Source organism: Thermomonas mangrovi (genome assembly GCF_028201335.1).
Classification (GTDB): Bacteria; Pseudomonadota; Gammaproteobacteria; order Xanthomonadales; family Xanthomonadaceae; genus Thermomonas; species Thermomonas mangrovi.
Genome location: NZ_JAPEVV010000004.1, coordinates 61,212 through 75,877, shown reverse-complemented (window position 1 = coordinate 75,877; position 14,666 = coordinate 61,212). Strand labels below are relative to the sequence as shown.

General features: G+C 70.8%; 12 protein-coding genes. 10 read left to right on the top strand and 2 right to left on the bottom strand.

The features are described 5' to 3' along the window. Positions 1-16 precede the first annotated feature (16 nt). The 9 genes from ON759_RS08290 to ON759_RS08250 all read left to right on the top strand — a co-directional run bounded on the left by ON759_RS08290 (position 17) and on the right by ON759_RS08250 (position 10,469). A complete protein-coding gene (locus ON759_RS08290) occupies positions 17-814 on the top strand; it encodes a ParA family protein (RefSeq protein WP_271679901.1) in 798 nt (265 codons plus the stop codon). Then, positions 811-1,752 carry a ParB/RepB/Spo0J family partition protein gene (locus ON759_RS08285; protein WP_271679900.1) on the top strand — a complete coding sequence of 314 codons (942 nt, stop codon included), beginning with the start codon at positions 811-813 and terminating at the stop codon, positions 1,750-1,752. The genes ON759_RS08290 and ON759_RS08285 overlap by 4 nt, the downstream gene beginning before the upstream one ends. Positions 1,753-1,813: 61 nt before the next feature. Continuing rightward, positions 1,814-2,560 carry a glycosyltransferase family 2 protein gene (locus ON759_RS08280; RefSeq protein ID WP_271679899.1) on the top strand — a complete coding sequence of 249 codons (747 nt, stop codon included), beginning with the start codon at positions 1,814-1,816 and terminating at the stop codon, positions 2,558-2,560. A gap of 20 nt (positions 2,561-2,580) precedes the next feature. Further along, a complete protein-coding gene (locus tag ON759_RS08275) occupies positions 2,581-2,904 on the top strand; it encodes a lipid-A-disaccharide synthase N-terminal domain-containing protein (RefSeq protein ID WP_271679898.1) in 324 nt (107 codons plus the stop codon). 52 nt (positions 2,905-2,956) lie between these two features. After that, positions 2,957-4,711: a DUF885 domain-containing protein gene (locus tag ON759_RS08270; protein ID WP_425608464.1), complete on the top strand. Its 1,755-nt coding sequence runs from the start codon at positions 2,957-2,959 to the stop codon at positions 4,709-4,711. A gap of 293 nt (positions 4,712-5,004) precedes the next feature. Next, positions 5,005-5,241: a 50S ribosomal protein L28 gene (gene rpmB, locus ON759_RS08265; protein ID WP_271679897.1), complete on the top strand. Its 237-nt coding sequence runs from the start codon at positions 5,005-5,007 to the stop codon at positions 5,239-5,241. A gap of 12 nt (positions 5,242-5,253) precedes the next feature. Then, on the top strand, positions 5,254-5,418 hold the full coding sequence (gene rpmG, locus ON759_RS08260) for a 50S ribosomal protein L33 (RefSeq protein ID WP_139716501.1): 165 nt from the start codon (positions 5,254-5,256) through the stop codon (positions 5,416-5,418). A gap of 98 nt (positions 5,419-5,516) precedes the next feature. Then, complete coding sequence (gene cls, locus ON759_RS08255) at positions 5,517-6,935, top strand: cardiolipin synthase (RefSeq protein WP_271679896.1); 1,419 nt, start codon at positions 5,517-5,519, stop codon at positions 6,933-6,935. A gap of 90 nt (positions 6,936-7,025) precedes the next feature. Beyond that, entirely contained in the window at positions 7,026-10,469 is a 3,444-nt protein-coding gene (locus ON759_RS08250) for a PAS domain-containing hybrid sensor histidine kinase/response regulator (RefSeq protein ID WP_271679895.1), read from the top strand. Between the two features lie 3 nt (positions 10,470-10,472). On the opposite strand, the gene ON759_RS08245 is transcribed toward ON759_RS08250, so the two are convergent. Together ON759_RS08245 and acs are read right to left on the bottom strand one after the other, a co-directional pair. After that, positions 10,473-11,144: a response regulator transcription factor gene (locus tag ON759_RS08245; RefSeq protein ID WP_271679894.1), complete on the bottom strand. Its 672-nt coding sequence runs from the start codon at positions 11,142-11,144 to the stop codon at positions 10,473-10,475. Positions 11,145-11,151: 7 nt separating this feature from the next. Then, complete coding sequence (gene acs, locus ON759_RS08240) at positions 11,152-13,104, bottom strand: acetate--CoA ligase (RefSeq protein WP_271679893.1); 1,953 nt, start codon at positions 13,102-13,104, stop codon at positions 11,152-11,154. A 176-nt stretch (positions 13,105-13,280) separates the two neighbouring features. Between acs and ON759_RS08235 the strand changes: the two genes are divergently transcribed. After that, complete coding sequence (locus tag ON759_RS08235) at positions 13,281-14,657, top strand: DcaP family trimeric outer membrane transporter (protein ID WP_271679892.1); 1,377 nt, start codon at positions 13,281-13,283, stop codon at positions 14,655-14,657. The last annotated feature ends 9 nt before the right edge of the window (positions 14,658-14,666 follow it).

Here is a 14,666-nt window from a genome sequence, read left to right as displayed (position 1 = left end):
GAGGGAATCACGCCGCATGGCCCGCATCATCGCCATCGCCAACCAGAAGGGCGGGGTCGGCAAGACCACGACCGCGGTCAACCTGGCCGCCGCGCTGGCGCGCACGCCCAAGCGCGTGCTGCTGGTCGACCTGGACCCGCAGGGCAACGCGACCATGGGCAGCGGCATCGACAAGCGCGAGCTGGAGGCGTCGATCACCGACGTCCTGCTCGGCGAGGCCGCCACCGGCGAGGCGATCGCGCGTTGCGAGGACGGCTACGACCTCCTGCCCGGCAACATCGACCTGACCGCCGCGGAGATCCGCCTGATGGACGCGGCCGGCCGCGAGGGCAAGCTCAAGCAGGCGCTGGACGGCGTGCGCGGCGACTACGACTTCGTGATCGTCGACTGCCCGCCGTCGCTGTCGCTGCTGACCCTCAACGCGCTGAACGCGGCGGACTCGGTACTGGTGCCGATGCAGTGCGAGTACTACGCGCTGGAAGGCCTGAGCGCCCTGCTCGACACCATCGAGGCGCTGAAGGGCCGGCTCAACCCGCACCTGCAGATCGAAGGCGTGCTGCGCACCATGTTCGACGTGCGCAACAACCTCGCCAACGCGGTGTCCGCCGAACTCACCAACCACTTCGGCGAGCTGGTGTTCCGCACCATCATCCCGCGCAACGTGCGCCTGGCCGAGGCGCCCAGCCACGGCCAGAGCATCATCGGCTACGACCGCGCCAGCCGCGGCGGCGTGGCCTACCTCGGGCTGGCCGGCGAAGTCCTGCGCCGCCAGCGCGAGCGCGACCAGCAGCAAGCGAAGGAGAAGGCGGCATGACGGCCGGCACCCCCGCGTCGAAGGGCGCGGCGAAGAAGCGCGGCCTGGGCCGTGGACTCGAGGCCCTGCTCGGGCCCAAGGCCGCCGCCGAGGCGCCGGCGCTGCAGCAGGCGATGCCCGGCGACCAGTTGCGCACCCTGCCGGTCGACGCGATGGTCCCCGGCAAGTTCCAGCCGCGGCGCACGATGGACGACGCCAAGCTGGAGGAACTGGCCGCGTCGATCCGCGCGCAGGGCGTGATCCAGCCGATCGTGGTGCGCGAGCATGTCGGCGCCGACGGCAAGGGCGGCCGCACCTACGAGATCATCGCCGGCGAACGCCGCTGGCGCGCATCGCAGCGCGCCGGCCTGGCCGAAGTACCGGTGGTGGTGCGGGTGGTCGACGACCGCACCGTGGTGGCGATGGCGCTGATCGAGAACATCCAGCGCGAGGACCTCAACCCGCTGGAGGAAGCGCAGGCCCTGCAGCGCCTGATCGACGAATTCGACCTGACCCATGCCGCCGCCGCCGAGGCGGTGGGGCGCTCGCGCGCCGCGGTGTCCAACCTGCTGCGCCTGCTGGAGTTGCCGGCCGAGATCCGCGCGCTGGTGCAGGCCGGCGCGCTGGAGATGGGGCATGCGCGCGCGCTGCTGCCGCTGGCCGTGCCGATGGCGATCTCGCTGGCCCGGCAGGCCGCCGAGGAAGGCTGGTCGGTGCGCCAGGTCGAGCATCGCGTGCAGCAACTGGCGTCCGGCAAGCTGCCCGCGGAACCGCGCAAGCCCGCCGCCAAGGCGCCGCCCCGGCAGGCCGACATCGCCGCGCTGGAGCGCGAGCTCAGCGAGACCCTGGGCAGCCGCGTGGACGTGGTCCAGGGCCGCGGCAAGAAGGGCAAGCTGGTGATCCACTACGCCGATTTCGACGTCCTCGACGGCGTGCTGGAACGCCTGCGCAACAGGTAGCCATGCGCCCGGACCGGCCCAGGCGTCGGTCCCGGCAGGTTCCGGAATTTCGGGAGACCCGATGAGCGACACGCCGCAACTCTCGGTCGTGGTGCCGGTGCACAACGAGGAAGACAACGTCGCGCCGCTGGTTGGCGAGATCGTCGCCGCGCTGCGCGGGCACGTCGACTTCGAGATCGTCTACGTCGACGACACCTCGAAGGACGCCACGCTGCAACGCCTGCGCGAGCTGCAGGCGACGGTGCCGGAACTGCGGGTGATCCGCCACCTCGGCAACGCCGGCCAGAGCACCGCCGTGCGCAACGGGGTGAAAGCCGCGCGCGCGCCGTGGATCGCCACCCTCGACGGCGACGGCCAGAACGACCCCGCCGACATTCCCAAGCTGCTCGCGCAGCGCGGCGCCGCGACCGCGGACACCAAGTTGTTCGCCGGCTGGCGGGTCAACCGCCAGGACAGCGGCAGCAAGCGCTGGGCCAGCAAGTTCGCCAACGGCATCCGCTCGCGGATGCTGCGCGACGCCACCCCGGACACCGGCTGCGGGATCAAGCTGTTCGAGCGCGCGGCCTTCCTCGACCTGCCCTACTTCGACCACATGCACCGCTACCTGCCGGCGCTGATGCAGCGCGCGGGCTGGCAGACGGTGAGCGTGCCGGTCAACCACCGCCACCGCACCGCGGGCGTGTCCAAGTACAACAACCTCGGCCGCGCGATCGTCGGCATCAAGGACCTGTTCGGCGTGTCCTGGCTGATCCAGCGCAGCCGGCGCACCGCGGTCGAGGAAGTGCCGGCCATGGACGACGCACGGTGATCGCCGCCGCGCCGGATGTCATGAACACCGCCATTCCGTGGCTGGAATGGACCGGCATCCACATGAGCCCGTGGAAGCTGATCGGCCTGGTCGGCGCGCTGATGTTCGGCGGCCGCTGGCTGGTCCAGTTCATCGCGAGCAAGCGCCACGGCAAGCCGGTGATCCCGCGGCTGTTCTGGTACATGAGCATCCTCGGCAGCCTGATGACGCTGGCCTACTTCATTTTCGGCAAGAACGACGCGGTGGGGATCCTGCAGAACCTGTTCCCCAGCTTCACCGCCTGCTACAGCCTCTACCTCGACATCCGCCACCGCGGCTGGCACCGCGACCGCAACAGCCATTGAGGCCTCGGGCCCGGTGCTACGATCCGGCCTCCCCGCCGCCGGATGCCGCCCCGTGAGATCGTTCGTGCTCGCCTGCTGCCTGCTCTTGCCGCTCGCGTCGCATGCCGCGCAGGTGCCTGCCGGGAGCGTCGAGGACAAGGCCTTCGAAACCCTCTACAAGGCCGAATGGGCGTGGCGCATGCAGCAGGCGCCGAGTTGGGACGAGGACAGCGACAACAGCGCGCGTCCGCCCGCCAGCACGCTGGCCGACGTCGGCCCCGAGGCGCAGGCGCGGCGCCTGGCCTACCTCGACGGCGTGCTGAAGCAACTCGACGGCATCGACGCGTCGAAACTGTCGCCGAAGGAACAGGTGAACTACGCGGTGTACCGCCCGCAGATCGCGCACATGGCCGCGGAACTGCGCTTCCGCGACTACGAGATGCCGTTCAACGCGGACAGCTCGTTCTGGTCCGACCTCGGCTTCATGGCCCGGGCCACGCCGCGCGATGCCGCCGGCTACCGCGCCTACGCAGCGCGCCTGCGCGACGTGCCACGGTACTTCGACCAGCAGATGGCCAACATGCGCGCGGGCCTGGCGCGCGGGTTCTCGGTGCCGCGCGCGGTGCTGGACGGACGCGACGGGTCGATCGCGATGATCGCCGAACTGAAGGACATCGATTCCTCCAACTTCTTCGATCCGTACCGCAAGATGCCGCAGACGATTCCCGCCGCCGAACAGGACGCGCTGCGCGCCGAGGGCCGTGCCGCGATCCGCGATGCGGTGGTGCCGGCCTACGCACGGCTGCTGGCGTTCTTCCGCAGCGAGTACCTGCCGAAGGCGCGCCCCACGCTGGCCGCCGAGGCGATGCCGGACGGCCAGGCCTGGTACCGCGAGCAAGTCCGCAAGTACACGACCCTGGACCTCTCGCCCGACGAGATCCACGCGATCGGCCTGCGCGAAGTCGCGGCGATCCGCGCGGAGATGGACGCGATCATCCGGCAGGTCGGCTTCCAGGGCAGCTTCGCCGAGTTCATCGCCTTCCTGCGCACCGATCCGCGGTTCTACGCGAAGACCCCGCAGGAACTGCTGGACCGCGCCGCGTGGATCTCCAAGCGGGTGGACGGCGAGATCGGCAAGCTGATCGGCACCCTGCCGCGCGGGCGCTTCACCATCGTGCCGGTGCCGCCGGACATCGCGCCGTTCTGGACCGCCGGCCGCGGTGGCGCCGACACCTACTGGCTCAACACCTACGACCTGCCCAGCCGGCCGCTGTACAACCTGCCCGCGCTGACCCTGCACGAATCCGCGCCCGGGCATGCCTTGCAGGGCTCGCTGGTGCGCGAGCAGGGCGAGGTGCCCGACTTCCGCAAGGATTATATCAGCGCCTACGGCGAAGGCTGGGGCCTGTATTCCGAATGGCTGGGCAAGGAAATGGGCATCTACGAAACCCCGTACGAGGATTTCGGGCGCCTGACCTACGCGATGTGGCGCGCCTGCCGGCTGGTGATCGACACCGGCGTGCACCACAAGGGCTGGACCCGCGACCGCGCGCTGGCCTACCTGCGCGACAACACCGCGTTGTCCGAGCACGAGGTCACCACCGAGGTCGACCGCTACATCAGCTGGCCGGGCCAGGCGCTGAGCTACAAGCTGGGCGAACTCACGATCATGCGCCTGCGCGGCGAGGCCGAGGCCGCGCTGGGCCCCAAGTTCGACGTCCGCGCCTTCCACGACGCGGTGCTGGCGCAAGGCTCGCTGCCGCTGCCGGTGCTGGAATCGCAGATCCGGGCGTATATCGCCGAGGCGAAGGCGGGCAAGGGCCCCTGATTCCCGCTGCCCTTGGCACTTCGCTGGCCTGCCAGGCGACATGGAGCATTGCCTGCCGGCCAGCGACCGACCCCCAAGTACTTGCCTGCAAAGGGTTTTGTCCGCATAATGCGCGGCTCGCTGCGTCCGGCACCGCCTCATGGCTGGTTCCGGGCGGTCCCGGAACACGACTCCGGCCCGCCGTTGGCAGCGCGATGTCCCTCCCGTTTCGTGTGTCGCCACCCCTTCGGGGATGCGACGGGGCCGCCGTCTCCCGGGCTACGGGCGACAACCAAACACCATCGAGGTGCACAGTGTCCAAAGTCTGCCAAGTCACCGGCAAGCGCACGACGACCGGCAACAACGTCTCGCATTCCAACCGCAAGACCCGTCGTCGCTTCCAGCCCAACCTCCACGAGCGCCGCTTCTGGGTCGCTTCCGAAAACCGCTGGGTCAAGCTCCGCGTGTCCGCCGCGGCCCTGCGCACCATCGACAAGAACGGCATCGACGCCGTCCTGGCCGACCTGCGCAAGCAGGGCGAGAAGGTCTAAGGAGATCACACCATGGCAAGCAAGCGCGACAAGATCCGTCTGATCTCCACGGCCGGCACCGGTCACTTCTACACCACCGACAAGAACAAGAAGAACACGCCGAACAAGATGGAGGTCAGCAAGTACGACCCCGTCGTGCGCAAGCATGTTCCGTACAAGGAAGGCAAGATCAAGTAAGCCTTCCGTCTCGTCGGATGCACGAAGAGGCCCGCCGCAAAGCGGGCTTTTTTGTTGCGCGGCTCGCACGCGCGTCCCGCGCGTGGTGGAATCGGCGCATGGACTTCCTGCTGCATCCGGCGACCTGGCTGCTGGCCCTGGACTGGGGCATCCGCATCGTGGCGCTCGCCTGGATCCCGGTGCGCAGCGCGCCCGCCGCGGCGCGCAGCTGGTTGCTGCTGGTGGGCTTCCTGCCGCTGCTCGGCCTGCCGCTGTACCTCGCCTTCGGCCACCCGTGGCTGTCGCGGGAGCGCCGCGAACGCCAGGCCAACGCCTCGCGGGTGATCGCCGAACGCCAGCAACCGCTCGCGCGGCTGCGCTGGACGCCGCACGACGACAGCATCGCCGACGACATCGCGCGCCTGTGCGAACGCACCGGCGACTTCATGCCGATGGGCGGCAACGCGATCGCGCTGGAGGACGACTACGCGGCCTCGCTGCAGGCGCTGCTGGCCGACATCGCGGCGGCGCGCTTCGAGGTGCACCTGCTGTACTACCTGATGTTCGACGACGCGGTCGGCGACGCGGTGGCGGACGCGCTGGCCGAGGCCGCGCGGCGCGGCGTGCATTGCCGCCTGCTGCTGGACGACGTCGGCGCCAAGCGCGGCTTGCGCGCCTATGCCCCGCGCCTGCGCGCGGCGGGGGTGGACGTGCGGGCGATGCTCGCCGGCGGGCTGGCCTGGCGCCGCAGCGCGCGCATGGACCTGCGCAACCACCGCAAGCTGGCGGTGATCGACCGCCGCATCGGCCACACCGGTTCGCAGAACCTGGCGGCGCCCGGCTTCGTCCCCGGCTTCCCGAACCGCGAGGTGGTGGCGCGCGTGCAGGGCCCGGTGGTGGCGCAGCTCGGCGCGATCTTCGCCAGCGACTGGTACATCGAGACCGGCGAGGTGCTCGCGGTGCCCGAGCAACCGCCCGACGCCGCCGGCACCAGCCCGGCGCAACTGCTGCCGAGCGGCCCCGCCTACCCGTTCGCCAATGCCCGCAACGCGGTGGTCGCGCTGGCCCAGCGCGCGCGCCGCCGGCTGGTGGTGGCCACGCCCTACTTCGTGCCCGACGACGCCACCCTCGACGCGCTGGAGATCGCCGCGCTGTCCGGGATCGAGGTGCAGCTGATCCTCTCGCGCAGCAACAACCAGCGCCTGACCCGATGGGCGCAGGATTCCTACCTCGACGCGCTACTCGAGGCGGGGGTCAAGGTCGCCCTGCATCGCCCGCGCTTCCTGCACGCCAAGCACCTGAGCGTGGACGACGAGATCGCGCTGGTGGGCTCGATCAACCTCGACATCCGCTCGTTCGCGCTGAACGCCGAACTGGGCCTGCTCTGCTACGACCCGGCGGTGGTCGCGCAACTGCGGCGGATCGAGGCGCACTGCCTCGCCGATGCCGAGCACCTCGATGCCGCCGCCTGGCGCCAACGCCCGCACTGGCGGCGCAGCGTGTCGGGGATCGCCCGGCTCGCCGATTCGTTCCTGTAGCGCGATGCCGCGCTATTGCGTTGCAGCGCGACCGCGCGCCTGCCATGCACCACACTCGCCCGCGGAATTGCGACGGGGAACGCGCGGACGATGATGGCGGGCTGGCTCCTGATGCTGGTGGCGCTGGCCTACCTGGGCCTGCTGTTCACCGTGGCCTGGCTGGGCGAGCGCCACCCGGGCTTCGGCCAAGGCCCGCGCTGGCGCCCCGCGGTGTACGCGCTGGCGCTGGCGGTGTACTGCTCGTCGTGGACGTTCTACGGCGCGGTCGGCACCGCGGCGCGAACCGGCCTGGGCTTCCTGCCGATCTACCTCGGGCCGATCCTGCTGCTGCTGTTCGGCTGGCGGATCCTCGAGCGGCTGGTGCTGGCGGCCGGCCGCCACCGCATCGTGTCGATCGCCGACTTCCTGTCCTCGCGCTACGGCCGCGCGCGCGGGCTGGCGGCGATGGTCGCGGTGCTGGCGACGATCGCCGCGATCCCCTACTTCGCGTTGCAGTTCAAGGCGGTGGGCATGAGCGTGGGCGTGCTCAGCGGCCAGCCGGTCGCCGCCGACTGGTATGCGGACCCCGCCCTGTACGTGGCGCTGATGCTGGCGGTGTTCGCGATCCTGTTCGGCACCCGCCGGATCGACGCCACCGAGCACCATCGCGGCATGGTGCTGGCGATCGCGCTGGAATCGCTGGTCAAGCTGGTCGCCTTCGTCGCGATCGGCCTGCTCGCGCTGGCGCATCTACCAGGCAGCGGCGGCATCGCCAACCGCATCGCCGCCAGCGCGGACGCCTTCGCCACCTCGCAGCTGCCGGCGGGCTTCCTCGCCCAGACCCTGATCGCCTTCACCGCCATCGTCTGCCTGCCGCGCCAGTTCCACGTGGCGGTGGTCGAGTGCCAGGACCCGGCCGACCTGCAACCGGCGCGCTGGCTGTTCGCCGGCTACCTCGCCCTGATCTGCGCGCTGGTGCTGCCGATCGCGCTGGCCGGGCAGGCGATGCCGGGGGCCGCGGGCCTGTCGCCCGACAGCTTCGTGCTGGCCCTGCCGCTGGCCCACGACCAGCCATGGCTGGCGCTGGTCGCCTACATCGGCGGGTTGTCGGCGGCGACCGGCATGGTGATCGTCGCCAGCGTGGCGCTGTCGACCATGGTCAGCAACGACCTGGTGATGCCGCTGCTGCTGCGCAACGGCTTGCTGCAGCAGGAAGTGGCGATCGAGCGGCGGGTGCTGCTGGTGCGGCGCATCGCGATCCTGGTGCTGGCGCTGGTCGCGTTCGCCTACCACCGCCGCGCGCTGGACCAGGCCCTGCTGGCGCAACACGGCCTGCTCGCGTTCGCGGCGGTCGCGCAGTTCGCGCCGGCCCTGTTCGGTGGCCTGTACTGGCGCGGCGCCAGCCGGCGCGGCGCGTATGCCGGATTGCTCACCGGGGCGATCCTGTGGGCTTGGTGCCTGCTGCTGCCGGCGCTGCTGCGCGGCGATCCCGCCCATGCCGGCTGGTTGCAGGCCGGTCCGCTGGGGCTAGCCTGGCTGCGCCCCGAATCGCTGTTCGGGCTGTCCGGCTGGGATCCGTTGACCCACGGCGTGTTCTGGTCGCTGCTGGGCAACGTCGCCGCCTTCGTGTTCATGTCGGTGCGGCACCGGCCGCTGCTCGAGGACCAGTTGGCCGCCGCCGACTACCTCGATCCCTACGTGCACCGCCCGGTCACCGCGCCGGGCATGCTGGTCGGCAAGGTCCGCAGCAGCGAACTGCTGACCCTGGCCGAACGCATCCTCGGCGAGCAGCACGCGCGCCGCGCCTTCCAGGACCATGCCGCCGCCCAGCAGCGGCCATGGGACCCGGCCCAGCCGGCCGACCGCGCGCTGGTGCAGTTCACCGAGCGCCTGCTGGCCTCCGCGCTGGGTGCCGCCTCAGCGCGCACGACGCTCACATCGGTGCTGCGCGGCTCGGGCATGGAGCTGGCCGAAGTGGTCAGCCTGCTCGACGAGACCAGCCATGCGCTGCGTTACAACCGCGAGGTGCTCACCACCACGCTGGAGAACATCGCCCAGGGCGTGAGCGTGGTCGATGCCGAGATGCGCCTGGTCGCGTGGAACGGGCGGTACCAGCACCTGTTCGATTACCCCGACGGCATGCTCTACGTCGGCCGCCCGGTCGCAGACCTGATGCGCTGGAACGCCCAGCGCGGCGAGATGGGGCCGGGCGACGTCGAGGCGCACATCGCGCGCCGGCTGGAGCACCTGCGCGCCGGCACGCCGCATGTCTTCGAGCGCGTACGCGCGAACGGCCAGGTGATCGAGATGCTCGGGCGCGCGTTGCCGGGCGGCGGTTACGTCACCAGCTACAGCGACATCACCGACTACAAGCGCGTCGAACGCGAACTCCGCGAGGTCAACGAGACGCTGGAGCAGCGGGTGGAACTGCGGACCCGCGAGGCCGAGGCCGCGCAGCAATCCAAGACCCGCTTCCTCGCCGCGATCAGTCACGACGTGTTGCAGCCGCTGCACGCCGCGCGCCTGTTCGCCTCGGCCCTGCGCGAGAGCGGCGATGCCGGCGAGCAGGCGCACCTGGCGGCGCGCATGGATGCCTCGCTGCGCGCAGCCGAGGACCTCCTCGACGGACTGCTGGACGTCTCGCGCCTCGACGCCGGCGTGCTGCAACCGCAATGGTCCGACTTCGACGCGGTGGACCTGCTGCGCGAGCTGCATGCGCAGTACGCGCCGACCGCCGCGCAGCGCGGATTGTCGTTGCGGGTGCATGCGCCGGAGGGATTGCCCGTCCGCAGCGATCGCCGCCTGCTGCGCCGTGCGCTGCAGAACTTCCTGGGCAACGCGATGCGCTACACCCACGACGGCGGCGTATTGCTGGCCGCGCGCCGCCGCGGCGACCAGGTCCTGCTGCAGGTGTGGGACACCGGGCCGGGCATCCCCGCCGCGCACCTCGAGCAGATCTTCGAGGAGTTCCGCCGCTACGACCAACCCGGCGAGCGCGGCCAACGCGGCCTCGGCCTCGGCCTGTCGATCTGCCAGCGCATCTCCAGCGTGCTCGACCATCCGCTGGACGTGCGCTCCACGGTCGGCCGCGGCAGCGTGTTCTCGATCCGGGTCGGTCGCGCGGCGCGCGCCCTGCCGCTGCCGCCCGCGCGGCCCCGGATCGGTGCGACCGACGCCTCGCTGGCCGGCCTGCGCCTGCTGTGCGTGGACAACGACCCCGAGATCCTGGCCGGCATGCAGGCCCTGCTCGGCCGCTGGCAGGTCGACGGGCATTGCGCGACCACCGTCGACGGCGCGCTGGCCCTGGCCGGCACCGCGCCCGAGGTCTTGCTGGTCGACTACCACCTGCACGACCGGCTGGATGGCCTGGACACGCTGGATGCCTTGCGCGCCGCCTGTGGCCCCATCCCCGGCGCCCTGCTCACCGCCGACGGGAGCGACGCGCTCAAGCGCGCCGCGGCCTCGCGCGGCTACCTGTTGCTCACCAAGCCGATCCGGCCGGCCTCGCTGCGGGCGTTCCTGGCGTCGGTGCGCGCGGGCAGCGCGACCGGCTGAGCCTCAGTCCGCCTCATCGACCTCCGGCGGCACCACCGCGTCCGGCTCCACCGCCAGCTTGCCCGCCAGCAGGATCGCCTGGGTGCGGTTGGTCGCGCCGAGCTTGCGCAGGATCGCGCTCATGTGCGCCTTGATGGTCGCCTCGGAGACACCGAGCTCGTAGCCGATCTGCTTGTTCAACAGGCCGGCGCCGAGCATCTGCAGGACGCGGAACTGCTGCGGCGTCAGTTCGCGCACCCGCGCGGCGATGGCGCGTTCCTCGTCGGCGATCGGCGCGGCATCGAGCGCCGCCTCGGGCGCCCAGCGCTCGCCATCCAGCACCTGCCGGAGCGCGCCCGCCAGCGTCGCGGCGTCGGACGACTTCGGGATGAAGCCCATCGCGCCATGGTCCAGCGCGCGCCGCACCACCGCGGGTTCCTCGCGCGCCGAGACCATCACCACCGGGAGTTGCGGATGCATGGCGCGCAGGTGCACCAGCGCCGAGAAGCCCTGCGCACCCGGCATGTTCAAGTCCAGCAGCAGCAGGTCGGCATCGGGGTGCGCATCCACCATGGCGTAGAGCCCGGCCGCATCCTCGGCCTCGTGGATCGCGGCATCGGGCAGCAGCCGCGACGCCACCCCGCGCAGGGCCTCGCGGAACAGCGGGTGGTCGTCGGCGATCAGCAGCTGGGGCATGCGGCGCTCAGGTCATGCGGCGGTTTCTGACCAGCGATTCCACCACGGACGGGTCGGCGAGGGTACTGGTGTCGCCCAGTTGCTCCGGCGCGTCCTCGGCGATCTTGCGCAGGATGCGGCGCATGATCTTGCCGCTGCGGGTCTTGGGCAGGCCCGGCGCCCATTGCAGGTGGTCGATGCTGGCGATCGGCCCGATCTCCTTGCGCACGGTGGCGTTGAGGTCCTTAGCCAGCGCGTCGCTCGGCTCCTGGTCCTGCTTGAGGGTCACGTAGGCGTAGATGCCCTGGCCCTTGATGTCGTGCGGGAAACCGACCACCGCGGCCTCCGCGACCGCGGGATGCGAGACCAGCGCGCTCTCCAGCTCCGCGGTGCCGATCCGGTGGCCGGACACGTTGATCACGTCGTCGACGCGGCCGGTGATCCAGTAATAGCCGTCGGCATCGCGCCGGCAGCCGTCGCTGGTGAAGTACATGCCCGGGTAGGCCTTGAAGTAGGTCTCGATGAAGCGCTGGTGGTCGCCGTAGACCGTGCGCATCTGCCCGGGCCAGGAATCCAGCAGGACCAGGTTGCCCGAGGTCTCGCCTTCCAGGATGTTGCCCTGCGCATCCACCAGCGCGGGCTGCACGCCGGGCAGCGGCAGCGTGGCCGACCCCGGCTTGAGGTCGGTGGCGCCCGGCAGCGGCGAGATCAGGATGCCGCCGGTCTCGGTCTGCCACCAGGTGTCGACGATCGGGCATTGCTCCTCGCCCACCACGTCGTGGTACCAGCGCCAGGCCTCGGGGTTGATCGGCTCGCCCACGCTGCCCAAGAGGCGTAGCGACTTGCGCGAGGTGCGCTTCACCGCATGGTCGCCCTCGCGCATCAGCGCGCGGATCGCGGTCGGCGCGGTGTAGAAGATGGTGACCTGGTGCTTGTCCACCACTTCCCAGAAGCGCGAGGCGTTCGGCCAGCTCGGCACGCCCTCGAACATCAGCGTGGTGGCGCGGTTGGCCAGCGGCCCGTACACGATGTAACTGTGGCCGGTGATCCAGCCCACGTCCGCGGTGCACCAGTAGATGTCGTCGGGCTTGAGGTCGAACACGATCTCGTGGGTGTAGCTGGCCCACACCAGGTAGCCGCCGGTGGTGTGCAGCACGCCCTTGGGCTTGCCGGTGCTGCCGGACGTGTAGAGGATGAACAGCGGGTCCTCCGCGTTCATGCGCTCGGGCTCGCAGGTGTCGGGCTGGCCGTCGACCACCGCGTCGAACCAGCGGTCGCGCGGCATCTGCATGTCCACCGCGCCGCCGGTATGGCGCACCACCAGCACGGTCTCGACGCTGTTGGTGCCCGGCATCTTCAGCGCCGCGTCCACGTTCGCCTTCAGCGGCACCGCGCGGCCGCCGCGGCGGCCTTCGTCGGCGGTGATCACCAGCTTGCTGCCGCAGTCCTGCACGCGGTCGGCGATCGACTGCGGCGCGAACCCGCCGAACACCACCGAATGCACCGCGCCGATGCGCGCGCAGGCGAGCATCGCCACCGCCGCGTCGGGGATCATCGGCAGGTAGATGGTGACGCGGTCGCCCTTGGCCACGCCGAGGTTGCGCAGCGCGTTCGCCAGCTTGCACACCCGCGCATGCAGCTCGCGGTAGGTGATCTTCTCGGCCGGCGTGGCCGGGTCGTCGGGCTCGAACACGATGGCGACGCGGTCGCCGTGCGCGTCGAGGTGGCGGTCCAGGCAGCTGACGCTGGCGTTGAGCTCGCCGTCGTCGTACCAGCGGATGCGGAAGTCGGCTTCGTGGAAGCTGACGTCCTTGATGCGGGTCGGCGCCCGCATCCAGTCGATGCGCTCGGCGATGCGGCCCCAGAACGCCTCCGGCGCCTCCACCGAGGCCTGGTACTCGCGCACGTAGTCGCGGTGGCGCAGGTTCGCGTGCGCGGCGAACGCGGCGGGGACGTGGTAGCGGTCTCTGGCTTCGGTCATGGCATGCCTCCGAGGACGACGTTGGGGCCAGTGTGCCGCATGCCCGCGCGGCCGGCGTTAGACCTTGGTCGCAAGCGGGCGCGACTTCGACCAAAGGCGAATCGACGCCTCCCGGCACCCCGGCGCAAGGTCGCCCGGCACGGCATCCGGCCGCGCAGCCCTTGGGAGGGGGAACCATGCAGACACAGACGACCCTGGGTCGACGCCGCCCGCTGGCCACCGCGCTGTTGTGCGCGTTGCTGCTGCCGGGCACCGCGCTGGCGGAGACCAAGAAGGAACAGGAACTCGAGGCGCGCATCGCCCAGCTCGAGGCGCAGGTGCAGGCCTTGCTGTCGGCGCAGCAACAGCAGCAGGCGACGCTGGCGCAGACGCAGACCCAGCTGGACCAGGTGAAGGTGGCGCAGGCCGCGCCCGACGACGGCAAGCCGAAGATCCAGTCCTCGCCGATCCTGGTCGCGGGCAACCCGGGCGGCCGCTTCAGCTTCGGCGGCTTCGTCAAGCTCGACGCGATGCTCACCGACACCAACGCCGGCGAGATCGCCGACGGCTCGGCCGGGCGCATGTTCTACCTGCCCAGCGCGATCCCGGTCGGCGGCGTGGACGAGGCGCATGCCGACATCGACACGCATGCGATGTTCTCGCGCTTCTGGTTCGCCTCCGACGGCGAGGTGCAGGGCCACAAGACCCGCGCCTACCTGGAGTTCGACCTGTTCGGCGGCGGCATGAGCAACCTGGGCAACCAGGCCTCGACCAACACCCACGGCGTGACCCTGCGCCAGGCCTACGTGACCTGGGACAAGTGGCTGGCCGGCCAGACCTGGTCGAACTTCCAGGACGTCGCGGCGCTGCCGGACGCGGTCGACTTCGTCGGCCCGACCGAAGGCACCACCTTCGTGCGCCAGGCCCAGGTGCGCTACACCAGCGGCCCGTTCTCGGTCGCGCTGGAGAATCCGCAGACCCTGGTCAACGGCTACCGCTCGACCACCCGCACGATCAGCGACGACGGCAGCCTGCCCGACCTCACCGCGCGCTGGACCACGAAGGGCGACTGGGGCCACGTCAGCGTCGCCGGCATCGCCCGCCAGTTGCGCCACGACACCGCGACCACCAGCGCCAGCGACACCGGCTACGGCGTGAGCGTGTCCGGCAAGTACAACCTCGGCAAGTCGGACGACGTCCGCTACATGCTGACCGCGGGCCGCGGCATCGGCCGCTACGTCGCCTTCGGCCTCGGCGCGGACGGCGTGCTCGACGCCACCGGCGGCGAACTAGACGGGATCGGCGTGCTCGCCGGCTTCGTGTCCTGGCGCCACGTGTTCAACCCGAAGCTGCGCGGCAACCTGATGTTCTCGCGCGCGCAGCTCGACAACGACACCGACTGGACCGGCTTCGGGGTGACCGAATCGGCGCAGTCCGTGCATGCCAACCTGATCTACAGCCCGTTCCCGAAACTGGACATCGGCGCCGAGCTGATCTGGGGCAACCGAGAGGTGGAAAGCGGCGCCGATGGCGACCTGCGCCGCCTGCACACCACCGTCAAGTACAGCTTCTGAGGAGCACGC

Bases quoted from the DNA above. Each gene is read 5' to 3' on its own strand.
- ON759_RS08290 (WP_271679901.1), top strand. From the start codon at position 17: ATGGCCCGCATCATCGCCATCGCCAACCAGAAGGGCGGGGTCGGCAAG.
- ON759_RS08285 (WP_271679900.1), top strand. From the start codon at position 811: ATGACGGCCGGCACCCCCGCGTCGAAGGGCGCGGCGAAGAAGCGCGGC.
- ON759_RS08280 (WP_271679899.1), top strand. From the start codon at position 1,814: ATGAGCGACACGCCGCAACTCTCGGTCGTGGTGCCGGTGCACAACGAG.
- ON759_RS08275 (WP_271679898.1), top strand. From the start codon at position 2,581: ATGAACACCGCCATTCCGTGGCTGGAATGGACCGGCATCCACATGAGC.
- rpmG (WP_139716501.1), top strand. From the start codon at position 5,254: ATGGCAAGCAAGCGCGACAAGATCCGTCTGATCTCCACGGCCGGCACC.
- cls (WP_271679896.1), top strand. From the start codon at position 5,517: ATGGACTTCCTGCTGCATCCGGCGACCTGGCTGCTGGCCCTGGACTGG.
- ON759_RS08250 (WP_271679895.1), top strand. From the start codon at position 7,026: ATGATGGCGGGCTGGCTCCTGATGCTGGTGGCGCTGGCCTACCTGGGC.
- ON759_RS08245 (WP_271679894.1), bottom strand. From the start codon at position 11,144: ATGCCCCAGCTGCTGATCGCCGACGACCACCCGCTGTTCCGCGAGGCC.
- acs (WP_271679893.1), bottom strand. From the start codon at position 13,104: ATGACCGAAGCCAGAGACCGCTACCACGTCCCCGCCGCGTTCGCCGCG.
- ON759_RS08235 (WP_271679892.1), top strand. From the start codon at position 13,281: ATGCAGACACAGACGACCCTGGGTCGACGCCGCCCGCTGGCCACCGCG.